At 40.1% G+C, this 24,685-nt stretch carries 20 protein-coding genes; 7 read left to right on the forward strand and 13 right to left on the reverse strand.

Features of this window, described 5'->3' with window-relative positions; all coding sequences use genetic code 11:
* Window positions 1-201: 201 nt before the first annotated feature.
* The 4 genes from QPX86_RS05170 to QPX86_RS05185 form a co-directional block, all read right to left on the reverse strand.
* Window positions 202-2,460: a penicillin acylase family protein gene (locus tag QPX86_RS05170; RefSeq protein WP_285164552.1), complete on the reverse strand. Its 2,259-nt coding sequence runs from the start codon at window positions 2,458-2,460 to the stop codon at window positions 202-204.
* 505 nt (window positions 2,461-2,965) lie between these two features.
* Complete coding sequence (locus QPX86_RS05175) at window positions 2,966-3,658, reverse strand: DUF2057 domain-containing protein (RefSeq protein ID WP_220755217.1); 693 nt, start codon at window positions 3,656-3,658, stop codon at window positions 2,966-2,968.
* Window positions 3,659-3,796: 138 nt separating this feature from the next.
* Window positions 3,797-4,459 carry a sulfotransferase family protein gene (locus tag QPX86_RS05180; RefSeq protein WP_220755216.1) on the reverse strand — a complete coding sequence of 221 codons (663 nt, stop codon included), beginning with the start codon at window positions 4,457-4,459 and terminating at the stop codon, window positions 3,797-3,799.
* Between the two features lie 110 nt (window positions 4,460-4,569).
* The gene (locus QPX86_RS05185) at window positions 4,570-4,848 is read right to left on the reverse strand and encodes a peptidylprolyl isomerase (RefSeq protein WP_220755215.1); all 279 of its coding nucleotides are present in this window, start codon (window positions 4,846-4,848) and stop codon (window positions 4,570-4,572) included.
* A 270-nt stretch (window positions 4,849-5,118) separates the two neighbouring features.
* Here QPX86_RS05185 and QPX86_RS05190 point away from each other — a divergent pair, with 270 nt between their 5' ends.
* Window positions 5,119-5,745, forward strand: coding sequence for a DsbA family protein (locus QPX86_RS05190; RefSeq protein WP_285164553.1), 627 nt, complete (start codon window positions 5,119-5,121; stop codon window positions 5,743-5,745).
* Window positions 5,746-5,937: 192 nt separating this feature from the next.
* Here the strand turns inward: QPX86_RS05190 and QPX86_RS05195 are convergent, their stop codons facing one another.
* Complete coding sequence (locus QPX86_RS05195; RefSeq protein ID WP_220755213.1) at window positions 5,938-6,168, reverse strand: cytochrome c3 family protein; 231 nt, start codon at window positions 6,166-6,168, stop codon at window positions 5,938-5,940.
* A gap of 440 nt (window positions 6,169-6,608) precedes the next feature.
* Window positions 6,609-7,175: an SOS response-associated peptidase gene (locus QPX86_RS05200; protein WP_285164554.1), complete on the reverse strand. Its 567-nt coding sequence runs from the start codon at window positions 7,173-7,175 to the stop codon at window positions 6,609-6,611.
* A gap of 357 nt (window positions 7,176-7,532) precedes the next feature.
* On the opposite strand from QPX86_RS05200, the gene QPX86_RS05205 reads away from it, so the two are divergent.
* Both QPX86_RS05205 and QPX86_RS05210 read left to right on the forward strand, forming a co-directional pair.
* Window positions 7,533-9,770: an acyl-CoA dehydrogenase gene (locus QPX86_RS05205; protein WP_220755211.1), complete on the forward strand. Its 2,238-nt coding sequence runs from the start codon at window positions 7,533-7,535 to the stop codon at window positions 9,768-9,770.
* A 272-nt stretch (window positions 9,771-10,042) separates the two neighbouring features.
* Window positions 10,043-10,612, forward strand: a complete 570-nt coding sequence (locus tag QPX86_RS05210; RefSeq protein WP_285164555.1) for a hypothetical protein — start codon at window positions 10,043-10,045, stop codon at window positions 10,610-10,612.
* A 93-nt stretch (window positions 10,613-10,705) separates the two neighbouring features.
* On the opposite strand, the gene QPX86_RS05215 is transcribed toward QPX86_RS05210, so the two are convergent.
* Complete coding sequence (locus QPX86_RS05215) at window positions 10,706-10,951, reverse strand: TM2 domain-containing protein (protein WP_153912845.1); 246 nt, start codon at window positions 10,949-10,951, stop codon at window positions 10,706-10,708.
* A 15-nt stretch (window positions 10,952-10,966) separates the two neighbouring features.
* The gene (locus tag QPX86_RS05220; protein WP_220755209.1) at window positions 10,967-11,269 is read right to left on the reverse strand and encodes an NINE protein; all 303 of its coding nucleotides are present in this window, start codon (window positions 11,267-11,269) and stop codon (window positions 10,967-10,969) included.
* A 396-nt stretch (window positions 11,270-11,665) separates the two neighbouring features.
* Between QPX86_RS05220 and QPX86_RS05225 the strand changes: the two genes are divergently transcribed.
* Window positions 11,666-12,928, forward strand: a complete 1,263-nt coding sequence (locus tag QPX86_RS05225; protein ID WP_285165139.1) for a metal-dependent hydrolase family protein — start codon at window positions 11,666-11,668, stop codon at window positions 12,926-12,928.
* 173 nt (window positions 12,929-13,101) lie between these two features.
* On the opposite strand, the gene QPX86_RS05230 is transcribed toward QPX86_RS05225, so the two are convergent.
* The gene (locus tag QPX86_RS05230) at window positions 13,102-14,439 is read right to left on the reverse strand and encodes a sensor histidine kinase (protein ID WP_220755208.1); all 1,338 of its coding nucleotides are present in this window, start codon (window positions 14,437-14,439) and stop codon (window positions 13,102-13,104) included.
* Window positions 14,440-14,441: 2 nt separating this feature from the next.
* Window positions 14,442-15,116, reverse strand: a complete 675-nt coding sequence (locus QPX86_RS05235; protein ID WP_285164556.1) for a response regulator transcription factor — start codon at window positions 15,114-15,116, stop codon at window positions 14,442-14,444.
* A 130-nt stretch (window positions 15,117-15,246) separates the two neighbouring features.
* Here QPX86_RS05235 and QPX86_RS05240 point away from each other — a divergent pair, with 130 nt between their 5' ends.
* The 3 genes from QPX86_RS05240 to QPX86_RS05250 are packed head-to-tail and all read left to right on the forward strand — an operon-like array spanning window position 15,247 to window position 18,385.
* The gene (locus QPX86_RS05240; RefSeq protein ID WP_285164557.1) at window positions 15,247-16,416 is read left to right on the forward strand and encodes a glycosyltransferase family 2 protein; all 1,170 of its coding nucleotides are present in this window, start codon (window positions 15,247-15,249) and stop codon (window positions 16,414-16,416) included.
* Window positions 16,413-17,891, forward strand: coding sequence for a phospholipid carrier-dependent glycosyltransferase (locus QPX86_RS05245; protein ID WP_285164558.1), 1,479 nt, complete (start codon window positions 16,413-16,415; stop codon window positions 17,889-17,891). The genes QPX86_RS05240 and QPX86_RS05245 overlap by 4 nt, the downstream gene beginning before the upstream one ends.
* The gene (locus QPX86_RS05250; protein WP_259651383.1) at window positions 17,891-18,385 is read left to right on the forward strand and encodes a GtrA family protein; all 495 of its coding nucleotides are present in this window, start codon (window positions 17,891-17,893) and stop codon (window positions 18,383-18,385) included. The genes QPX86_RS05245 and QPX86_RS05250 overlap by 1 nt, the downstream gene beginning before the upstream one ends.
* A gap of 206 nt (window positions 18,386-18,591) precedes the next feature.
* On the opposite strand, the gene QPX86_RS05255 is transcribed toward QPX86_RS05250, so the two are convergent.
* From QPX86_RS05255 to QPX86_RS05265, 3 genes are all read right to left on the reverse strand, one after another.
* Window positions 18,592-20,826 carry a cation:dicarboxylate symporter family transporter gene (locus QPX86_RS05255; RefSeq protein ID WP_285164559.1) on the reverse strand — a complete coding sequence of 745 codons (2,235 nt, stop codon included), beginning with the start codon at window positions 20,824-20,826 and terminating at the stop codon, window positions 18,592-18,594.
* A 33-nt stretch (window positions 20,827-20,859) separates the two neighbouring features.
* The gene (bshA, locus tag QPX86_RS05260; RefSeq protein WP_285164560.1) at window positions 20,860-22,017 is read right to left on the reverse strand and encodes an N-acetyl-alpha-D-glucosaminyl L-malate synthase BshA; all 1,158 of its coding nucleotides are present in this window, start codon (window positions 22,015-22,017) and stop codon (window positions 20,860-20,862) included.
* Between the two features lie 382 nt (window positions 22,018-22,399).
* Complete coding sequence (locus QPX86_RS05265) at window positions 22,400-24,568, reverse strand: cation:dicarboxylate symporter family transporter (protein WP_285164561.1); 2,169 nt, start codon at window positions 24,566-24,568, stop codon at window positions 22,400-22,402.
* Window positions 24,569-24,685: the final 117 nt, after the last annotated feature.

Consider the following 24,685-nt stretch of genomic DNA (forward strand, 5'->3'; position numbering starts at 1 on the left):
TGATAAACGTTAAAGAATAAGCGCTTAAAAAGTCAGTGCTTAAATAATCTATGCTTTGTTGGTATTGGATTAATTGATATTCGTTTGACAGTAATTAAAGACATTAAGCAACGAGTGAGTAGCTCATTGCTTAATGATAGTGTGAACCTGTTTAATTTAAGGTGCTTTAACATAAGGTGCTTTAATTTAAGGTGCTTTCATTTAAGGTGCTTTCATTTCTGTGTGGGTTAGCTTCACTTGATTATCTGTTAGCGGTTTTATCACTAATGTGTGTTCTATTTCAGTCGGTAATAACGGCGTGTGTTGCTGCTTTACGTACTGCTCAAAACCATTACGGTAATAAGGCGATAGTGGATGACCCGATTGTCCGCCAGGTATCGACATGATGGCGTCCTGTTCAGCCCCTGGCTGAACAATAAAGCGCTGCGATGCGCCAAAGGATTTACCTTGCACTGCTGGCATAAAGCTATCACCAAAGCCTTCGATTATTGGCATATCTAACCAGCGACTTAATTGTGGCAGCTGTTTTGAAAATGGATGTTGGATTTTTAACTGATTAACTTGGCCCCAGCGTAAATCAGCAAGCTTGCCTTTTGGGCTGTATTGCTCAAGTAAGCTTTGGATTGAAGTTTGATAAGCCGCGATTGAAAATGCTTGCCAGTCAGCATGCTCTTTAGGTAACCAACTTGCCGGCTTTTGCTCAAGTAATTGCCACATAGGAGTTTCTAAATAACGTTTTACTACCGATAAGCTGCTGTCACGTTGTTTAAGTTCGGTTTCAATTGGTGCAAAGGTTTGGTCTATTATAGCGGTTCTGAAATGTCTGACTAAGGTGTAACCTACAGAGTCTGCACAGGCACAATTGCCCCAGTTAGCAATTAGCTTAATATCTTCTGCGAACTTTTCTGGCTGTTCACTCAATACTTTAAGTAAGTATTGCTGCCAAGGGACTAAAAAGCGCGCTTCGTTATCTAGCTGTAGTTGGTAAAAATCATCTTCATTAAAACTGTCTTTTGCCATTAACCGGTCACGAATTTGAGCGGCTCTGGCGCCAAGGGCATAACCACCATCACCGAATCGTAATTGCTCCTGTGTGGATAGCACTCTTGAGTTAGCAGTCCAAATTCGTTGATTCTGAGGGTTTATCACTGTAGGCATAACGGCTTGCTGTTGCTGCCAATCAGCCATTTGGTAACCAGTAGTTGATTGGGCTGTATCTGATGGATTGTTACGTGATGGTACTGCACCTGCGATTTTCCACCCCGCACTACCTTTATTGTCTGCTAACAACATATTTTGTGCAGGAATACCTATTCGAGTGGCAAGCGCTGCTGCTTGCTCTACGCTGTCGACGGTTTCTAATGATAATAGCGCCATGTTGACGGCGTAATCTGTATGACCCACCCATGATAATGCGTAGTTAATTCCTGCAACGGTTTTTACTGGGCCATATTTTGATACTTGAACCGTATAGTTAATTTGGTCTTCAGGTAAGTCGATAGGCTCGTATTCCAACTCTATTTCAGTGTCAGAGCTAATTTCTATCCAATCAGCGGTATCGATATAGCTGTTGGTAAAGCCCCAAGCGAGTTTACCGTTAGAGCCAACAACAATAGCTGGAGCACCGGGTAATGACACGCCAGTGATTTGCTGCATTGTGTTGTTTTTTAATGCATCAGGATAATTCAGCTGAGCCCGATACCAAATGATCGGCACAGCAAATGATAAGTGCATGTCATCAGATAACATGGCTCGGCCAGACTCAGTTAACTTGCCCGTGACCGCCCAGTTATTACTACCAACTTCAAGCGGTTCTTCAATCTCTTGGATCTGGGCACTAATTAAAATCTGCTCTTCGAGTTCAGGGATACTGCCTTGATATAAGGTGATTTGACTGTCGTCTAATGCTGCTTGGTGATGACTTGGTTGGATTAAGAAGTCGACCATGTCGTTGCCAAAAGCTTGCTGTAATTGGGTTAATGCCATATCACGTTTTATGGTGTTGCCCTGTAAATCTAAGTACATGCTGTAAATAACCAATAAACTATCGGTTTCATGCCACTCGCGCGGTGAGGAGTTTGTCAGCAGGTACTCAAATGACAGCACTGTTTGATCTGCTAAAGCTTGGTTTACACCTTTAGCATATGCGCTTAAAGAAGCTCTATCTTGCTCTGGCAGTTGTTCATAAATACGTTGGGCACGTTTACGAAGTTGATGAAAACGTCTGCTTTTATCAAGCTCTAATGCGGCTTTTCCGAAAATTTCAGATAATTCACCAGCTGAGTTTCGGCGCAGTAAATCCATTTGAAAAAAACGGTCTTGGCTGTGCGCATAGCCCATGGCGTAGGAGGCATCAATACGGTTACTGGCGCTAATAATGGCTGTGCCTAAGGTATCGCGTTCAATGGTCACTGGCGATGCAATAGCATTGGTGGTTAATTTATCAGACAAGTTAGGCATACTGAGTCGTAAAACACAGTACACCGCCAATATAATTCCAGACGAAAATAAAAGTATGCTGGCAAGCGTGTACTTAGTGAGCTTAGATTGTAAAACCTTGGTAAGGCTGACAGACATGTTGAGTTACCCTATAAAATGACCTGTCTATCATAACCAAGGTTACTGAATTGTTAAAAGCTGTTTTTTTGAATAATGCATATGAAAGCAATGCAGAATGAATCAGTTAGTGCACTTAATGGTTTACTAGAAAGCGATTACCATAAACCATTACAAGAGTGCATTTACAAAAGTGCAGTCAACAGTATGCGGGTACTAATCACTAATCACTAATCACTAGTCGCAATGAGTCAGAATGAGTCACAATGATTGAGCGTATGTATGAGAATTTACTGCCAAGTCGGCTTAACCCAACACTAATAATGGTTAGTTTGGTGATGGGTTAGGGTAAGCAGTAATCAATTTAGGATAAGTAAAAGATTAAAGCTAAGGTTAATTAAAGCAGGGCTTATTGATTAATTTTAGCCTTAAATTTTGCTTTGGTGTCTTGGTTTGCTTTGTTATACCAGTAATCGAGCATTTCGCTGATTTCGGCTTGATCTTCCGCGATAGTTTTAGGTTTTACAACCACTGCTGGAATCGGAGCTACTTGAGTTTCAGTCACTAGTGTCGCTTGAGTTGTTGCTATTACAGGTGTGGCGGCTATTGGTGCCGTTACAACTGGTGCAAAAGCTGTCACAGACGCAGCGAGTTGGCTTTGGTTATAAATAGCCATTTCTTCAGGATAGTCTCGGCCTATTTGTAAGCCTTCTTTTACTAACACATCACTTTTAAAGCTAACTGATTTATCTTGGCTATTAGTTAGCGTCATGGCCGGTTGTTTATTGAATTTATTGGCTGCATTTTTATTGCGTATACTAGGTAATTCAAGTTCATATTGATCATTGTTAGCATCGAACGTTAGCACTACGGCGTTAGAATTAAATTGAGTTTGCATACCACTGTCGCGGTAATTCACCACATATCGAAATACGATTTGGTTAGTGCCTTCTGTCAGCGCGATATCGTCATCACCATCGTAAGTTTTACCATTGAGCATTTTTACTTCAACATTATTTGGAAGATCTAATATGCTGGCAGCAAATGACATTGGAGAAGTGATTAACAAGGCGAGGGCGATGAGCAAAGATTTTGAGTTCATTGTATTCTCATTTTGGCTAAACGTAGTGAGCGGACATGACGGCTAATTGTTTGACTGCTAATTAGTAGTCTAAGTTAAGTAAGTTATAGCAAAATGCGTGCAAGTTACATAATGACAAATGATTAATTTAATCAGCCTTTAAACCTGTAAACCTAATTGTTGATAGTCAAAAAATTTGCGATGTTCAGGACCTGCTAAATTGGTATTCACCTTATTTGGGTGCTTATACTCGCCCCAACTAGCCACATGAGTCCCGACATTAAGTACAGGGAAATCCTTTGTACCATGCAGGTTAATTTTGTCGTCACTTACACCGATAAACTGCAATAAGGTTTGCAAGCTATTGGGTTCGTTTAGCTTAATCGTGAGTAAATCATCTCTACCTGCAAAATAACTTAGTACTGCTTGTTGGTGGCTGAAATAACATTGCCTTAAACGAGCCTCATCCAATAAGTCATCAGCAGTTAAGTCGCCAAATGTCTGCTTAAAACAACGTTTTAGGATTGGGTGAAAGGTACCTGTTTTGTCAGCAAGGTTGGGTGCCATTTTTGTTAGAAGCATTTGTATTGAGCTGACCCAAGACTCGACAGGGCGGTCAATATAAACAAATTTAGCATCAGGAAATATCTTGTCTAATTGCGGGTAATCGCAAAAACACGGCACATCAGACACCACATCTGCCACTTCAAAAGCACGTTTAGTTAATCCGATATGCGCCACTTTAAATCCATGCTCAAGCAGTGCAACACTGACACTAGTTGTGCCAGTACGTGGCAAGCCAATAATAAATACTTTATTCATAGAAGCAGGATCAAGCCTTAAAGTGAGGAGAGTGCTTAGGTTTAGTAATTAAACTCAGTACTTAGGTTTAGTACTTAAACTAAGTGCTTAGATTAAGTGCAATAGAAAAATTAGGTACGGTATAAGACTTTAATTACATGCCAACCGAATTTGGTTTTTACAAGGTGTGGGATGATAAGCTCACCAGTAAAACAGACTTTATCAAACTGCGGCACCATTTGGCCTTTTTTGAATTCGCCAAGGTTACCACCATTTTTACCTGATGGGCATGAAGAGTGTTTTTTAGCGAGCACGTCAAATTTTGCACCTTTCTCAAGTTGTTTAATTAAATCTTCAGCTTGTTGTCTGTGTTTGACTAAAATGTGCAATGCTGCGGCTGTTCTGGCCATGTTGTTACTCTCCAATTATGTTGAGGTTAATTATAACGTGAATCCTTATTAGCAAGCTATAGCTAGCCATTAGTGAGCATGAGAGAGTGCGAATGATTTTTGTTTTAAAACGTTTTAGATAAGCTTAATGAGTTTTAACTTTGTAAAATGCGATAAGATAACTTAATGCATATAAATCGATAAGCGTAAGTTTAGAGAGGGTTTTCTTAACGGGTAGGCTGTTAAAAAATGAAAACAATAATAAAAATAATATTTTAAAGAGAGTAAGTTATGACTGATTCTGCACGGCTAATTTATGTTTACGATCCTATGTGTAGCTGGTGTTGGGGTTATCGACCTACATGGCTTGCTTTACAGCAGCAATTAACCGCGCAATTGCCTGAGTTAATTATCGAGTATCGTCTCGGTGGATTAGCGCCAGATTCTGATGTAGCTATGCCAAAAGAAATGCAACAATTTTTGTCGCAAACATGGCATAAGATAGCGTCGCAGCTGGGCACTGAGTTTAACTATGATTTTTGGCAAGACTGTCAGCCTAGGCGCTCAACATATCCTGCGTGTCGTGCGTGTTTAATTGCTCGTGAATATGGGCTTGAACAAGCGATGATTTTAGCTATTCAGCAAGCCTATTACTTGCAAGCCAAGAACCCATCCGATAATGATACATTGATTAATGCAGCGGTAAGTATTGGTATTGAGCAAGCGGCGTTTACAGAACGGCTATTATCTGAAGAAGTTAATCTGGATTTGATATCAGAATTAGAGGCTGTGCACCAACTGCCTGTTCGAGGGTTTCCTTCACTGGTGCTTAAAGTGAATGGTAAAGCTTTAGGTATTCCACTTGATTACCTGAACCCGCAAACGAGTTTAGATGCCGTGGTGAGTGCTTTAGGTTAGCTTTGTCTATGGTGCATTTTGTAACTTAAAAAACAGATACAAAAAAACCAGCTGAGCGATCAACTGGTTTTTTATTCTCTTACAGAGAGGTTAACGCTTGATTTAGTGAACTAGCTTGGCCAAATCTGGTAATGGTCAATCTGCAAATGCAGCGCTTAAATCAAGGTTAAAGGACTAAAATACCTTAAGGTATTAGTCTACACCGTGACAATCAGCACATTCAGTGATTGTTAGATCTGGTGTATGTAGATCTGTATCTAATTCGTGAGCGTCAGCAAAGCTGTGACAATCATTACACGTTTCGATGTTTGCTTCCATTTCAGCATGTTCTTCAACATTGATTGCTTCGTGACAATCAACACAATCAACAGCAAAAGCAGAACTTGCAAACATAAGTGCAGCAATCATAGCTAAATATTTCATAGTAACTCCATCATCAGTTAAGGGGCTGTATCGCCCATGTTAGGTTGAACCCTAACAACTCGCGCTGACTCAATGATCACATCTCTTAATGCAAATAAATCCGTTACTTAATAACTAAGGACACTGAATATTGGTTAGCACATTTTAAATTTAGTATTTGTAATGCAATCTTAAGCATGTAAGAGCGAACTCTTTAAGATACTTTAGCAGCTTTACTTAGATACCATTTTATTGATTTAGGTTAATTGGAACTTAAATTAGCTTTTAAAGCCACCTTTTTGCATTTTCTAACATAGATAATTCTCAAGGTTGTGATCTGCTTAATAAAATTCTAATTTTTTTAAAATGGATTTGACCATCGAAAATACACTGCATCATTGATGACCACACTCAGTATAAATGTCATAAGATGAACATAAGATGAACGCAATTTATAAATCTTAAACTGCTGATACCTTGATCCATTTATCAGGCAAAGCTTGCATTAATGGATTGAGCTGCTGAGGCTTGTCATTAAGCCAACTATCAATGGCGCTCGAAGGAATAAACAGGGGCATGCGATGATGATATTCTGCGCATTTTTCATTGGGAACAATCGTTAGCGTAACCAATTGCTGCTGCTCTGGATATATGATGCCAGCCATAAACAGTGGTTTATCGACGGCATGTGAAAAGCGGTACTTTTGTTTTTTAGTTTGACCTTCATCTCGCCATTCGAACCATGCACTACAAGGGATAATACAGCGGTGCTCACTAAAGGCGCTAGCAAATGTGGTTTTGTCGGCAACGGTTTCAGCTTGGGCGTTAATGATGAGTTTTTTAGACCATGTGGGTTGTATGCCCCAGCTTTGCTGAGTGGCCATAAGCTTGCCTTGTGAAGAGCTTAGGGTAGTAACTGGGTCAGAGGGTCTTAAATCAAGGTTTGTTTGAATACTTAAAGGTTCATCAAAGACTTGGTCAAGTAAGCCTTTCATTCCATCCAATAACACTTCCATTCTGCCGCACATATTAAGACCTTCTTCTTTATCAATTCTTTTATCAATTCTGGTTAGGTTTTTAAATCATGACAGATAAGCTTAGCTACAACAAAGTTAGCATTTTTAGTCGCCCTAATTGAATTCAAGTTAGTTTGAAATTGGACCTGAAATTGATGATTTTTTATTAAAATTCAAACGAGCGTATAAATTTTTAAATTATTTTTTGCTTCAGCGTACACGTGTAAGTTCATGAATTGACGATAATTATTTTTAAACACTGCTTTGTTACTGTAAATATTAGCTTTATTTCTTAATTAGAATATTTGATCTAATTTGTTTTTTGTGACGTAATGCACACTATTATTCTGGTCTGATGAGTGTATAACTATGAGCATAAGAACAACATTTAAAAAAGTTTTGCCGAGTATTTCAACGACTGAACAAGAAGCGCTTGATGCGGGTGATGTTTGGTTAGAAGGCTCAATTTATCAAGGTATTCCAGACTTTGCTGCGCTGCGTGATATTCCTAATGCAACGTTATCACTTGATGAACAAGCTTTCTTAGATGGTCCTGTGCAAACATTGATTGAAATGGTCGATGATTTTGATATTCAAAATGGTAAGCACTTGCCAGATGATGTATTGACCTTCCTTAAAGAAAATAAATTCTTCTCGCTTATTATTCCTAAGTCATACGGTGGTTTAGAGTTTAGTCCTTATGCTAACTCTACTATTGTAGCGACCATTGCCGCTAAAAGTTCTGCTGTAGCTGTAACGGTTATGGTACCTAACTCACTAGGCCCTGGTGAGTTATTGATGCATTACGGTTTAGATAGCCAACGTGATTTTTGGTTACCACGTTTAGCCAATGGCTTAGAGATCCCATGTTTTGCCCTAACAAGCCCAGAAGCAGGTTCTGACGCTGGCGGTATTCCTGATATCGGTACAGTGACAATGGGTGAGTACGAAGGTAAAGAAGTACTAGGTTTATCGGTCACTTGGGATAAGCGTTACATTACTTTAGCGCCTATTGCGACCGTATTAGGTTTGGCATTTAAGGTTGAAGATCCACAAGGTTTACTGGGTGGTAAAGAGCAACTTGGTATCACTTGTGCGTTAATCCCTAAAGCTCACCCAGGTGTGCAATTGGGTAACCGTCATGATCCTATGGGCTGTCGTTTTTATAACGGTACGACTCGTGGCGAAAACGTGTTTATCCCAATGGACTTTATTATTGGTGGCCAAGAAAAAATTGGTCGTGGCTGGCAAATGCTAGTGAGCTGTCTTGGCGCAGGCCGTGGTATCTCACTTCCGGCATTAGGTGTGTCAGTGAGCCAATGCTCATTTAAATCTTCTGCTGAATATGCAGCGGTACGTGAGCAGTTTGGTTTATCGATTGGTAAGTTTGAAGGTATTCAAGAAAAGCTTGCTGATATTGCTGGTAAAACTTACCTGCAAGAAGCGATGCGTGTATTAACCACAGAAGGCTTAGGTCTTGGCTTAAAACCGTCGGTTGTCACTGCGATTGCAAAATATCATATGACTGAACTTGGTCGTGACATTTTAGATTCAGCAATGGATATCCAAGCGGGTAAAGCGATTCAACGCGGCCCACAAAATACCTTAGCGTCAGGTTATGTTGCTCAGCCAATTGCGATTACAGTTGAAGGCGCAAACATTCTTACCCGTAACTTGATGATTTTTGGTCAAGGAGTAATGCGTTGTCATCCACATTTACAAAGCATGGTTGAATCTATCCATAGCGACGCAAGTGATGCAGATAAAACCTTTAATCGCATCTTTAGACAAACCATTGGTTACAGTGTAGGTAACAGCTTACGTGCATTTAAATTAGGCCTTTTGCCATTTACTGCACCAGCTCAGTCTACATTGCCTGAAGTGGTCGGTTATGAGAAATCAGTTCATAAATTGGCTTCAAAACTGGCAGTTTATGCTGACTTCTCACTATTGGTACTAGGTGGCAAGCTTAAACAAGCTGAAATGCTGTCGGCACGTTTAGGTGATGTAATGAGTTACCTATACGCAGCCATGGCATCGATTCGTTTCTACGAGCAAAAAGTGTCAGCGGGTGAACGCAGCCAAGCTAAACCATACTTTGAATACGCAACACGTTGGTCTTTATGTAAAGCAGAAGAAGCTATATTGGCGTTTTTAGAGAACTTCCCATCTGCACCTACGCGTCAGTTCATGCGTTTAATCACCATGACTTACTCAGGTAAAATGGTCAAAGTAAATGACGACTTGGTACGTGAATTAGCCGAGCAAGCTCAGCTAGACACTGCATTTAAAAAGCAGTTAACTCACTTAATCAAGCCTGTTGCTGGTGATGGTAACTACATCAATGAGCAAGCTTATTTAGCTAAGATGGCGTGTTTACCACTGCTTTCTAAAGTCAAAAAAGCACTTAAACAGCGTGTATTTAAAGCGGGTGTTCGCTTCTCAATTACACTGGATAATGCACTAGAAGCAAAAGTTGTGAGTGCTGATGAGCACAAGTTGCTGCAAGACTATAACCTAAAGCGTGAACGTGCTATCCGCGTAGATGAGTTCGATTTTGATTTAAACTTAATTTCAGATAAAGCCGATTTAAAAATTGCTAATTAAACGACAGTGATGCTTTGAAACTGACTTGAGCACAAATGTTGCTCATATCGTATTGATGACAAAAGCCGCTTCGAGCGGCTTTTTTGTGCCTGTTTGACATGGAATAAGGCGTGAAAGCTTTATTTAATGGCGGATTAAATTTTAAGCAGATCACAAATTCCGAACAATTTTACCTTTTGGGTATTTTATCAATTGGAATTTTGAGCTAAACGACATTTTTTCACCTTACTTCGGTAAATAATAAAGTAGTTATTGCTAAAGCCGGAGGATAAATGGCTCGATTTAGCTTGCTCAAAAACGTAATCGTGATGTGCTTATTTCCCGGTATTTCCTATGCTGCTGACACCATTGTAGGCGGAACAGTGGGGTATCAACACCATGGTAATTCGTCTGCTTCAGAGTTATCTAGTAGTCAAGAACGCGGCATAAATTATCAAATTAAAAATGGCTTAAAAATTAGCGACACTAGCCGTTTGTATGGTACTTACTCGTTTAACTCTGATGATATGAACCATCATCAAGGAGTACTCGTATCGTATGACCGATTGTTTTCTTTGGATGAAGCTAAACACGTGAGTTGGTTTATTGGCGGCTCAGCAGGGTTAAGTGATCATGAATTTCAATTCAATGACATTGACCAAATTTATCGAGACTCTAGCAGTTGTTATGTGTTTGGCGGTCAAACGGGGTTAATGTTCGATTTTGGCAACGCATTGACATCAGAGTTAGGCTTTCGCTATTTAAAGCATAATTTTACTTCATCAGATAAAGGCATGAATGCGACTTCGTTATCAGTGAATGATGCTGAGCAAGTATATTGGGGAATTGATTTTACTTTTTAAGCGGTGAGTTTCAGTATTTATCTGAGTTTAAGATAAATAAAAGGCTGCCAATATCATTAAGCAGCCTCAATTCTTATGCGATTTGAACTGTCATTACGACGCTTTAATCGCGTTACCTTCAGAATCTTTAAAGCTACCAACTGCAATCATAATGAAGTCGATAAGTGTCCATATACCTAAGCCACCTAATGTCAGTAACATTAATATGCCAGTACCAATTTTACCTGTGTAAAAACGATGAACACCTAATGAACCTAAAAAGAAACATAATAGTAAAGTTGGTACGAAACCTTTTTCGCTGATTTGTACTGGCGCTTCAGCAGTTTGAACTTCTGACATAAATAAATCCCTTAATTATATTTTTTGTCCCGGATAAGCAATTAATTTGCCTTTTCCATCTCTGTAGCTTCCAACGAGAAGCATAAATGTCACCACAACTGTGTGAATGACATCAATAAAAATAAGACCTGCACCGATCAGGGTGAGCGTAACGTCTTCAAACTGCAATAACGTAATGCCAACAATGGCTAGTGTTAAATCAAAAAAACCATGCAAAATTCGGCCACAATAGAAATGGTGAATTCCGAAAATCCCGAAAATTCCCGATAAAATAACTGCAATTGCATAATTTTTGTCAGATTTGACAGATTCAGTCACTTTCAACCTCCCTGATGAAAATCTTAAATGTTTTATATAGCAAAGGCTTAGGTTAATCAATTACAAATGTTAAATTTACTTATGTAATGTGCTCGAGATCTAGCAAGTTGGGTTTACTTGCTTTGCGGTTGAGTAAGGCTTAATCGATGTGTTGGTGGAGCGTTGATGTGAGGTCGTAGCTTGTTGCGAAGCTTGATGTTAAATAAAAATTTATTAGCAAGATTGTAAAGCGCCCTTAAGTTAGGCATGTTAATAACTTAGGACAATGAAACACATTCAGGGATTAATATGCCTCAAACAACGCGTAACGCTTCTATTTTAACGGGCTTGAAATCAACGCTTACGGCTTATAAAAAAGCAACTGGCAACGCAACTATTTTTTTATTGACCATTGGTATGTCTCCAGCAGCTTTTGCGGCGGACTATAAAGTGATTCATGCCGGTGAACTATTAACTGTAGCTGGTAAATCCACACTGAAAAATCATTCGGTTGTGGTTAAAGATGGCAAAATCTCTGCTGTCGAAAAAGGCTTTATACAAATAAACGACAATGAATTAACACCAGCTGACACGATTGAGTATGTCGATTTAAAACAGCAATTTGTTATGGCTGGCTTGATGGATATGCATGTGCACCTTCAAGGTGAACTTGGGCCCAATAATGACAGTGAATCTTTAAGAATGTCTGATGCCGACGTGGCGATGAGAAGTGCTTATTTTGCTAATAAAACCTTGATGGCTGGATTTACCACAGTACGAGATTTAGGTGCCAAACCTGAACAGATTTATGCCCTTAGAGATGCCATTAATAAAGGTTGGTTAGCTGGGCCTCGTATTGTTGCTTCTGGTGGTGTTTCGGTGACTGGCGGCCACGGTGATGTTGATGGGAAAAGCCCTGATTTGTTAGATATGCTGACATCAAAGACCATTTGCGATGGCCCTTATGATTGTCGCCGTGCGACTCGCCGCGCCATTAAATACGGTGCCGATGTCATTAAGATTACTTCTACAGGTGGTGTATTGTCTGATACCAATACTGGCACAGGCCAGCAAATGGCCAACGATGAATTAAAAGAAGTGATTGATGCTGCCCATGCTTTAGGTAGAAAAGTTGCCAGTCATGCCCATGCTGCAGAAGGGATTAATGCCGCTTTACGTGCTGGTGTAGACAGTATTGAGCACGGCAGTTATGCCAATAAAGAATCGATTAAGTTGTTTAAAAAATCAGGCGCCTATTTAGTACCGACATTACTTGCGGGTGACACTGTGGTACAAATGGCTAACTCAAAAGGTAATTTCATGTCTGATGCGATTAAAGCGAAAGCGATTCGTGTGGGCAATGACATGCAAAATAATTTTGCCAACGCTTACAAGCAAGGGGTCAAAATCGCATTTGGTACCGATAGCGGTGTTTCTCATCATGGTGATAATGCCAAAGAGGCTGTTTTGATGCATCAAGCAGGAATGTCGAATAAAGACATTTTAATTTCTGCTACCATAAATGGCGCTGATTTAATCGGCATGTCAGATAGTTTAGGTACGCTTGAGCAAGGTAAACAAGCTGATATTATTGCTATGAAGGTGAGTCCACTGACCCAAATCGATGCACTACTTGATGTACAGTTTGTGATGAAATCTGGCGCTATTCATAAACGATAAAGCTTGAGTTTATAGCGTTCATTCATTTTAAAAGGCTAATTCACTCATTAAGTTATGAGTGAATCAGCCTTTGTATCAGTTATGGTTGTAAGTATTAAAGGTATTTAGCTTAGTCAATTTATCTAGGTGCTTATTCTAGACTCTTATTTAAGTACCTAAGATAAGTACTTAATCTAATTATTTATCTTAGGTAAGCTGAGTGTAGCAATACAGCCTTTGGGCTGATTTTCCTCAAGGTTAAATAGCCAATTGTAGCGCTGACATAAGGTATCGATGATTACCAGTCCCAAACCATGACCTGCTAACTCAGTTCCTTGATGGCCTTTTTCTACTTCAGACAACCCTTGGCCATTATCTTCGATAACAATTCGATCGTCGAAAATACTAACCTTAATCCAACTTACTTCCTCTGCGGGCAAATTCTCGCTGCGGGCGTTAATGGCATTGTTAATTAGATTGGTTAACAGCATTTTTACCACCGCAGAATTAGGTTGTACTGTCGGTGTGCCATGCCAATTCATTATCACTTCAATGTCTTGTTGTTTAGCCTGATTAAGCGTTGTTTCAAGTGTTTGAGCTAATTCTAGCTCTGTTAATTGCCTCGGCGGGTTCGCATTAGCTGACTTTTCTTGTTTAACGATATTAAGTAACGCCTCGACCGTGTTTTGCATGTCTTGAGCTGCGCGGGTTATGCGCTCTCTTTGACGTAGCTGAAAATCTGCATCGGGCTTTTGGGCAAGCAGTTTTACAGAGCCTAAAACGATACTCAGTGGCGTACGCAATTCATGGCTGGCATACCTTGCAAATGCTTGCTCCTGTTTAATTAAAGTTTCAATTTGCTGGCGATAGTGGTTAAGACTATCAGTGAGAATACCAAATTCCTTAGTAGCGCTTTGGCTAACAGTAAACTCTGTTGGCGGTGAAGCTTGTCCAAGTTGCATACTTAATTGGTTAATTGGTGCGATTAAACGCCTAAAAAGTTTAAAAATAGCAAAACTAAATAACAGGATTAATCCGAACGTAAACACGATGATAAATCCACTTATTCCATTCCATTGTTCTTTGCTTAATTCAATATTTTCAGCTGGCATGGTGATAAACAGCTGAGTCATGCGGCCATTTAAAACAAATTCAGAACGATATAAAAATAACTCATCTGAGTCGTCATTAATCTCGCCATTAAAACCAAGTGGGTAATTTTGTAATTCACCGTAATTTGACGGAATAAAGTCAGTACTGTGAAATGCGGTTATGTTGGGCGGCAAGACTAATGGCTCGGGCGTACCATTTCGAAACTGTTTAATGACGTAAGGTGCGCTGTCTCGCAGATTATTTAAACTTACTTCATCTTCAACCCATTGCAACATGAAGATCATCATCAGGTAAATTAAGCCTGATGCCAGTACACCGATTAATACAAAGTACAGTGTCAGACGCCCTACAAAAGAGTGAGTTGAACTATTACTGGTTGTAGCATGGGATACTTGTGTTGCTAACCTTTCTGCAGCCAATGTTATTCTCCTTGGTCTAAACGTAAACCCACTTTAGGGATCGTTACTAACATAGGTTGCTCAAACGGCTTATCAAGCTGATTTCTCAATTGGTAAACATGACTTCGAAGAATGTCTTGCCCGGGAGGATGTTGGCCCCATATTTCTTCAATCAGTTGTTCGCGAGTGACCACGTTTGGCGCATTTTTGATTAACAATAATAAGATTTGGTAAGTCGTTGGTGTTAATGGGAGCTTCATGCCTCGGCGTTTAACTTGATGGCGTGCGATGTCTAACTCAAGTTCACCAAAACGCAATGTCGCTTGTGCCACATTCCCGCGATGCCTTTTTATTAAAGCTTTAATGCGGGCATCCAGTTCATCTAAATCGAAAGGTTTGCCTAGGTAGTCATCTGCGCCACTGTCAAAACCTGTCATTAAGTCGGCTTTATTATCTAATGCTGTCAGCATTAATACTGGAGTGGTGCAGCCTTGTTCTCGTAAAGTGCGGCATAAGCTTAAACCATCCAATTTAGGTAGCATGAGATCTAAAATAATAGCGTCAAAGTCTTGGGCAAGTGCGAGGCTTAATCCAAGCTCACCATTAGTGGCGTAATCAAGGTCAGCATCTTGAGCCTCAAAAAAGTCTCCCAAAATACCTGCAACATCGTGGTTATCTTCGATGATTAGTAATTTCATGTGCTGCGATTAGTCCTTGTGTGTTGATGCCTATATTGTCGCAAGTTTTTTGTCGAAAAAATGTCAATGACATTTCTTACACCGCTTATCCTTCAGGATGTTGGCATATTTTATTCTGAAGGAATAGTTAATGCGTCATTCAAATAACCTTAACCAACGAACAGAAATTTGTCTTTCGATAATTATCCCAATGTTCAATGAATCACAAAGTATCGATGTGTTGATGTCGAGGCTTAACTCTGTTGTCTCAACAATCAATGATCATTGTGAACTGGTATTTGTTGATGATGGTAGCACTGACAATACATGGGATTTGCTGCAGAAATTGAGCTTAAGTCATTGCGAACACCAATGCATAAAACTAAGCCGAAATTTTGGTAAAGAAGCGGCTATGTCAGCAGGGCTTGCTCAAGCGCGCGGGTTAGCCGTTATATTGCTTGATGCAGACTTACAAGATCCGCCAGAACTTATCCCACAAATGCTGCAAGCATGGCGGTCAGGCTTTGAAGTAGTCAACATGCGTCGTAAAAAACGCCTTGGAGAAACCTGGTTTAAACGTTTTTCTGCTGCCAGTTTTTATCGCTTAATGAACTGGATGTCTGATTCACCTGTTCCCGAGAATGTCGGCGACTTTAGACTGTTAAGCAGACAAGTTGTCGATCACATTAATGCTATGCCTGAACGTAACCGATTTATGAAAGGCATTTTAAGTTGGCCTGGTTTTACTCAAACCACCATAGAGTTTGACCGCGACCCTCGCTGTGTCGGTGAAACAAAGTGGAATTACGGTAAGTTAGTGGGCTTAGCAATGGATGGGATTACTTCGTTTAGCTTTAAACCACTGCGCTTAGCAACATGGTTTGGTGTCAGCATTGGCATGAGTGCATTTACCTATGGCATTTGGGTTGTGATTAAAACCTTAGTTTATGGCGAAGCTGTTGCTGGATATGCATCAATGATGGTGGTGCAACTGTTTTTAGCGGGCATTCAATTACTGGCATTAGGTTTGATTGGCGAATACTTAGGGCGCGTTTTTATGGAAGTAAAACAGCGACCTGTATTTATCGTTGAAGATGTTTATCACCAGCAAAGTGTGCCGCATACCGTGGTGAAATTTAAGCAGACAGCTAATGCTAAAAAGTCATCCAATACTAAAGAGTCAGCGAAGACAGTCCAACAAGCTGTATATCAGCAGCAAAAAGCGGTTGTAGATCAAAGCATTTTATTTAGTCGAAAAAATCAATTTGTTCAACTAAAAAGCTTTAGTCAATATCAATTTAGCTTGGAAAACGTCAAATGAAGTCAAAGTTATTATCAGCGCAATATTATCCTCATATTTTAATGCTACTTGTAAGTGCATTATTGATTCGCTTGGTTTCATTGGCTTTATATCCACTGATGGATACCACCGAAGCTCGCTACGGTGAAATGGCGCGATTGATGTCAGAAACAGGTAATTGGCTCACTCCGCAATTTGATTACGGTATACCGTTTTGGGGCAAACCCCCGTTGCAAAATTGGTTAAGTGCAAGCTTCATAGAACTGTTTGCAAATAATGAATTCTTTTTAAGGTTGCCGCATTTTTTAGTGGGTCTGTTGGTTTTATGTTTAGTGGTGAAGCTGGCCAAGAAATTCGCTATTAATGGCTTAACGGTTGCTACAATTTTGACTACCACCACCGTTTTTTACGTTTGCATGGGCACAGTAATGACCGACATGGGGTTATTACTGGGATTAACGCTAGCATTGGTAGGGTTTTACTTAGCTTGGCAAGGGCAATATTTGTGGGGTTATGCAGGTTTTGTTGGTCTCGCTATCGGGTTAATGGCCAAAGGGCCTGTAGCCGTCGCGATATTTGGTATTGCGACTTACTTGTGGATGGTTTGGGCAGTTGGCCCTGTCAAAATGTGGCGCCAATTGTGGCTGCGGGTGCCTTTGCTATCAGGGTTATTGCTATTACTGGCGCTGACTCTGCCTTGGTATGTTATGGCTGAACAAGCGACTCCAGGTTTTATCCAATACTTTATTGTAGGGGAGCATTGGTCTCGCTTTGTGGACAGTGGTTGGGAAGGGGACTTATATGGCACTGCACATGATGAAGTGCGCGGCACCATTTGGATTTATTTTGCAGTTGCGTGCGTACCTTGGTCAATATTTATCCCTCGCGGTTTGTATCGTATTTATCAAAACATTAATTCAACGAAAGTGGCTTATGCTAAAGCTGCATGCGCTACAGTGACCTTTGCTGAAGAAGAGCAAGAAGATGGTGAAAATAAAGGCTTTGATGACTTCACCAAGTTTTTACTATGTTGGATGGCTGCGCCGCTAATTTTATTTACTTTTGCTGGCAACATTTTACCTGCCTACGTATTACCAGCGTCGCCCGCATTGGCTTTATTAATTGCTTATGCTTGGCGAAATGCATCGATTAACCGCTTCATGATAATTGCGAACAGCATTCCTTTATTGTTGGTTATTGCGTTAGTAGTGCTAAATTCTGGGGTGAGTAAAGACAAAAGTGACAAATGGTTATTGAGCCAAAGAGTGTATGATTTGCCAGTATATTATTGGCTTAAACAGCCTTTCTCTTCAAGGTATTACAGCGAAGGTAAAGCGGTAATTGTCAACGATGAGCAGCAACTAGATCAGTTAAATCAGCAACCTTATTATATTGTTGTCAGCAAACATCAACTCACCGAACAAGGAAGCTTTGGTAGTTGTTATCTTGAGTCTGAAACTCGCAGTAAGGTGCTGATGCTGTGTGGTGAAAACTGATGCCGCAAGTGAGTTTGTTAAGGCGATCCAATAGGCTTCAATATCTGTTTACTCAGCATTTTCGTTTTAATACCTTTAGTTGCTTTTTATTGGTTGGAGGGGCGAGCTTTGTAGTGGATTTAACCGTTTATTTAATACTGTTAAATTGGGCTCAATGGGAGGCGATGATTGCACGGGGAGCGGCTTTTACTGTGGGATTGAGTTTAACTTGGTTAGGACATCGAAAGTTTACATTTCGCCATCGAAAGCAGCGCCAAACCCAAGAGCAAATATTATGGGTTATCTTGATAGCAGGTATTGCTGCTATAGCTAACTTAATTGGGTTTCAAATTGCTAGAGACTGGCTGCTTACTGTTACGCCTTTAGCAGCATTTTCTACACTAACTCAATCAGTCACTGCTGAAGTGTTAAGTCTATCGTTTGGAGTATTAATTGGGTTGGTTGTGAATTGGCTAGGCTCGAACTATCTTACTTTTAAAGCACAACCTCAGTGAGGATGAAATGGCATATATTCAATACCGTTGCTATTTACAGCAATTGATTTTTAACACGGCATTAGTTCATTACTATTCGTTAATAAAATAGCCGTACGTGTAGTGAGTTCTCACTCACTTGCTCATAGTCAATAAAAACAATGAGGTATAAAAAACCTTACTCACTGAGTAAGGTTTTTGGTTTCTAATTACTCACTTTACGAATATTACTCAATCCAGTGCAGTACATCTTTAGCCACTGACCAGCGCGGCTGTTTCGGTTGGGCGTTTTCGCCTAATATCCAATAACTATACAAAGTATCAATATAACCAGAGGATTGTTGAATCGATAACCAGCTGTTTAAAAAGATATGCAGAGAGTGATTACCTTTGGCTACAGCATAAGATGCCGGGAAGGATTTAATCTCTTCACGGTTATAAAGCGTGGTGTATTCGGGATATAAAATGGTCCACGTTTGTCCGGCTTCTAAACTGATCAGTAGCCCATCCCATGACTTACCATCATCTTCAAAGAAGATTTTATCTGAATCTATTGAGGTAAATTCGATATTATCAAACTTCTCCTCTAGGTGAGGGATAATTGAATAATCACCTACCGAAGCGACTCGAATTTTTTCAGCTTGATGGATTAACTCATCGTTTTGAAATTCGTCCGCTCGATAATCTTTTACTACAAATGAGTAATGTAGATTCAATACTGGGTTGGTAAAGTCGACAAAGCCAATACGGGTGGTGGTCATCTGTAAACCAGAAACCGTAATATCAAATAATCCGCTGTTAATCGACGCTAATACATTCTCGCTGGTGTAGGGAATAAAGGCGATTTTAAGCCCAAGTTCGGCAGCGAGTTTTTTCATTAATTCAATATCAAAGCCGACTAATTGCTTTTGGGCATTAAAAAAGGAGAAGGGAACTTGCACTGTGTTGTAACCGACTCTTAGCATACCGCTTTGTTTAATTTGCTCTATAGTGCGCGGTCCATTAACTTCTAATTCTTCAGACCAATTAAAGGTGGTGACTTCTTCTGGCACTTCAGCAGCAGAACTCATGTGGGCGACCACTTTATCCATGTTGTATTCAGTGTCGACGATGTTATTTAGCAGCCAACTGGTGGCTAATAGCGTGACACCAAAAACCACAGGCGTGATAGCGCTGCATAAAATCAGACGTTTCATACTGACCTTGGCAATACCTGCCAACATAGCCGTGCCACCAATGGCTAAAATAAAGATATTCATTGCCGCTAGTAGTGAAGTAAATCGGCTGGTAAATAAGCTAGAAACCATATAAAGCTGAAATAAATCAGATGATAGCTCTAATGAGTCCAGTAACATTGGAATCGTTAAATAAACACTGCCGAACAGACTAATTAGCCCGTTTACAGACATCGGGAAGTAACTGAGAAAATCGAGCTCTTTACCTGAAAACCATGCGGCGAAAAGCACGAATACAATCGTGAGCAACTTACCTAAATTCGGGAAGCTAAAAACCACAGGTATGATGATGTTGGCGTAGTCATCAGTTTGCGAATCGCCAATTTTATATTTGTGGAACAGCTCCTTAGTGCGTTGAATAAGCAGCGGTAAAATAATGAAAATATTACCTGCAGCAAAGGCGGTAATCATCGCATCTTTGGCGATACCAGTAATATCTCGATAGGAGAATGGGGTAATAACCATGATGATCGCGGGCAGCACCCAATAGGTTAGAATAATAGTCATCACCACATGGGCAACAAAGTAGACCTGTAGTTTTTGAAATTCATCAAAATCCATGGTGCCAGCTGTTGCAGCGGTCATTGCAAAAATACCAATAGGCATCAGCATCACAATACTTTGGGTGACCTTATTAAAAGACTCCCCGAGTAATTGCAGTGGGCGCATCAGCGACTCTTTGTCTTTAATCGAAATAAGTGCAATACCTGTCGCGACACAAAATAAAACAATGGCTGGTATATAGCTATTTGATAGCGAAAAGAATGGGTTAGAAGGAATGTATAAGTCGAGTAAGTTAACTGAATTTGGATCTTGAAGTGCAGTTAAACTGAAAAACTCGCCAGCTTGCCAATCAGGGAAGGTGTATTTAATTAAATACATGCTAAGTAAGCCAAATAGCCAAATAACCAACATCAATTTACCAACTTTAACCCCTAATGATTTGGCTTGTTCTAAGGTTAAACTGCCTAAACTGGAAATTAGCGATACGATAATATAAGGGATAATGGTCATCTGTAGTAGCTTGATAAAAGCGTCGCCTATCACAGACATCCAAGCCAGCATTTCACCGAAAAATAACCCAGCAATAATCCCGCCAGCAAAAGAGATTAATACCCAGCTAGACATACTGAGTTTTTTCTTTTTCGGCTCAGTTTGCGGCGGTTGTGTGTTCGCTTGCTCGTTTACGCCTTCCGATTTATCAGTCCCTGCATTGGCCGTTGCCATATGAATCCTTTTATATTTGTTTTTGAATTTTATCTAACAAGCGGTGGCGCTTTGTCCATGAATCGCCAGAGTTTGGTGGTAACAATCAAGGTATTGATTAATTTTAACTTCAGTATTGAATTGGCTCATTGCTCGCTCTCTACCAGCTTGGCCTAATTGATGTTGATAATCGGAGTTGGCAAGAATATGACTGATAGCGACAGCCATACCGTTGGCATCTTCTGGTGGGAGCATAAAGCCTGTAACCCCTTCATCAACGACTTCTGGTATACCGTCAACATTGCTACTAACGGTTGGCACTCCACAAGCCATCGCTTCTAGAATGACCATGCAAAACGATTCGCGGTAACTTGGCTGAATTAAACAATCTGCATTGGCAATAAAGCGTTCAACGTTTTTAACTGAGCCTGTAAAAGTGACTTTATCAAGTATATTTAGTTGCTGACATTGGGTTCTAATTTTATCAATATCAGGTCCGCTCCCAACCAAAACAAGCCTAACCTTTTCATCACAACTTAATTGGCTAAAAGCGTTAACCACCGTCTGGGTATTCTTTAATGCTCTGAAGTTTGAAACATGCATTAAGATCTTTTCGTCATCTGCTGCAAGGGATTGGCGGAGTGTTTTATCGATTAATGCAGGGGTGAAATCATCAGTATCAATAAAATTGTGTACGACATTGATGGGCTGATTAACCTCAAATTCTTGTTGAATATATTGGCGCTGAAAATTCGATACTGTGGTGATCAGGGTGCTTTGGTTCATGCTAAAGGTGTTAAGCCTTTTAATCGCGTCATCCTGTCCGACAATCGTGACATCAGTGCCGTGAATCGTGGTCACGATAGGGAAAGAGTATTTGCAGATATTACTGGCTAAAAAAGCACATAAAGAATGCGGAATGGAATAATGGGCGTGAACCAAGTCTAATTGGTATTGCTCAACAACTTCGACAATTTTAGCGGTTAAAGAATAGGTATGTAATGGCCCTTCAAATAGTGGATAGTTAACTTCATCGACTTCATGAAAGTAGATGTTCTCATGCTGGTTTATCAGCTTAAAAGGGCGTTTATGGGCAATAAAATGCACTTCGTGACCAAGGTTTGCCAGACCAATGCCTAACTGCGTTGCCACTAATCCTGAGCCACCAATGCTTGGATGGCAAACTATCCCGATACATAACTTATTCATCATTACTAACTAGTATCCTTACTAATTTGAGGGTAAAACATGAACTGATATTGATGAAAATTGAGTTTATAAAATATGAACTTAACCAATTATTTTTAGGCTAAGTTAATGAGTTTTGCAAACTTTTATCGTTATCAATTAGTCGTGTTCATGAAACAGAATGATAATAAATGTGCCATTTGAGCTGAAAGTCATAACTTTGTACTGTAAACAGGCAATATGACAATTTAACTTAATGGAAAAGGTCACAATGGTAGGGAGTTAGATAGGGATATAAAAAGCCTAATGAGATTAATTTCATTAGGCTTATAGGTGGTTTTTATAAGGGCTTTTTATAAGGACTTTTTATAAGGACTTTGTATAAGGCCCTTTATAAGGGCTGGGCCTAATCAACCCAATGTAAAACGTCTCGAATAATTGACCAACGTGGTTGAGGCGTTGTTGCGCCTTTACCCAACATCCAATAATCATAAAACTCTTGCTGGTGACCATCGACTTTACGCAGTTTTTGCCAATTATTAATATAGTTCAGTAATGACTGGTTTGACTGAGCCACCGCATACGCCACAGGATAACGATTTTTACCTTCTAAAATGGCAATGCCGTACCCTGGGAAAAATAGCGTCCAAGCAGAGCCAGCTTCAGCACTGATGACAACCGCATCATATTTATCTTTTTTCTGTCTGAAGAAGTCTTTATAGCCTTCAATTTTGACAAAAGTGAGGTGAGGCAACAGCTTTTTGGCCTCTTCAATTTTGTCGTCATGTTCTACATAAGCTACAGTGACATTTTCCATGGCCAATAATGACTCATTGGTTTTAAAGCTATTGACGCGATGATCTTTTGTGGCAATCGCAATATTAAGCTCAAGCACTGGGTCACTATAACTTAAGCGATCCATTTGCTTGATATCCATTGCTAGTCCCGACATTGCCACATCAAAAAAACCAGCTTGTAATGACACGGCCAGTTTATCTTTATGAAAAGGAATAAACTCAATATCAACTTTTAAATCTTCTGCCAGTTTGGTCGCCATTGCTGAGTCGAACCCGACCAATTGACCTGAATTATTGTAATAGCTAAACGGCACGTTACTTGGAATATAGCCAACCCTTAGCACGCCACGTTTGCGAATACTTTGCACATCAGCAATAGGCTGCGAAGGTGTTTTGCCTACTTCAGGAAATTGGCGATTCACTTTAGTGGGGACTTTATCTGCCACTTTCATATTGGCTATCACGCCACTGGTGATCTCTGGACTGGTAATAAATAACCCCATTCCAATTCGACATACCAATATCGTGACTACTGTACTGGCTAACAGGCCGCCAGACATTTTAATTAACTGCGGAGCTCGAATCTTAAGGCTGCCTTGGAATAGGCAAACGGTGAGTAATGTCAGTGCGAATAAGTTCATTACCGCTGCGATAGAATTAAACTTACCCGTAATGAAGCCTGACATAACAAACAGCTGGAATAAGTCAGAAGGTAAATGAACCAAATCGAGCATAAATGGAATAGCGACATAGACACTGCCAAACAGCGATAACAGGCCACTGACCGACAATGAAGGTATAGCGCTTAAATCGACAGGTGTGCCGTTAAACCAACCAGCAAAATAGACAAACAAAATAACGGTAAGTTTACCTATATTAGGGAAGGTAAATGCGATTGGCACAAGGATTTCAATCAGGGTTATACCATCTTCGCTGAGATTATTATGCTCGCGCATAATCTGTTTACATTCTTCAATAATCACTGGGATCACAATAAAGATGTTACCTGTAGCAAATGCGGTAACTAAGCTGGCCTTGGTTATCCGCACAGTTTGGGCGTAGGTGATAGGTGTTAACGAACAAACAATCCAAGGTAATATGACAAAAGTGAGCAATAAACACAGTACAAAGTAACTGATTAAATACACTTGCATACTGGCAAATTCATCAACGCCCATAGTACCCGCTGCTGCGGCTGACATGGCAAAAATACCAATAGGTAAAACTTTTACTAAGCCTTGGGTAATACGAGAAAAAGTCTCGGTTATGGTATGCATAAACGATAATACTTGCGCTTTGTTATCGCCTTCCATCCCTATTAATGCAAGCCCCATTGCAATACTAAATACCACCATCGCAGGTACGTAACCTGCCGCCATTGACTCAAATGGGTTTGAGGGTATATAAAGCTTAAAGTAATTAATGGGCTCGACGGGCTCAATAATACTGGTGCTGAAAAATGAAGCAGACTCTACAAACGGAAATGATAAAGGCATTAACGCTGTTAGCACTAACCCAACTAGCCATAGCAGCAACATAATGAGTCCAGCACGGCTAAAAATTAATATAGCAGTACTTTTTTGCAGTTTACCGATACCGCCAATCAGCGATACTACAATGTAAGGCAACACGGTCATTTGCATTAACAAGATGACGCCATTACCTATCGTGCTTAGCCAGCCGACTGATTCACCAAAAAAAATGCCCACAGCAAAACCAACAAACATGGCTATTAGCATTTGAGTCGAACTGGTCATCGCAAGTAATTTCTTAAACACGTTTCGTATCCATTTTGTCTGTTTTTATGCTGTTATTGATAGTGGTATCTCAGTGAACCCCATCGCTCCAATCACGCTTTGAGTACCATTTATAATGGTTGTTATAGCTTTGAGGAT

The sequence above is a fragment of the Shewanella goraebulensis genome (assembly GCF_030252245.1).
Classification (GTDB): Bacteria; Pseudomonadota; Gammaproteobacteria; order Enterobacterales; family Shewanellaceae; genus Shewanella; species Shewanella goraebulensis.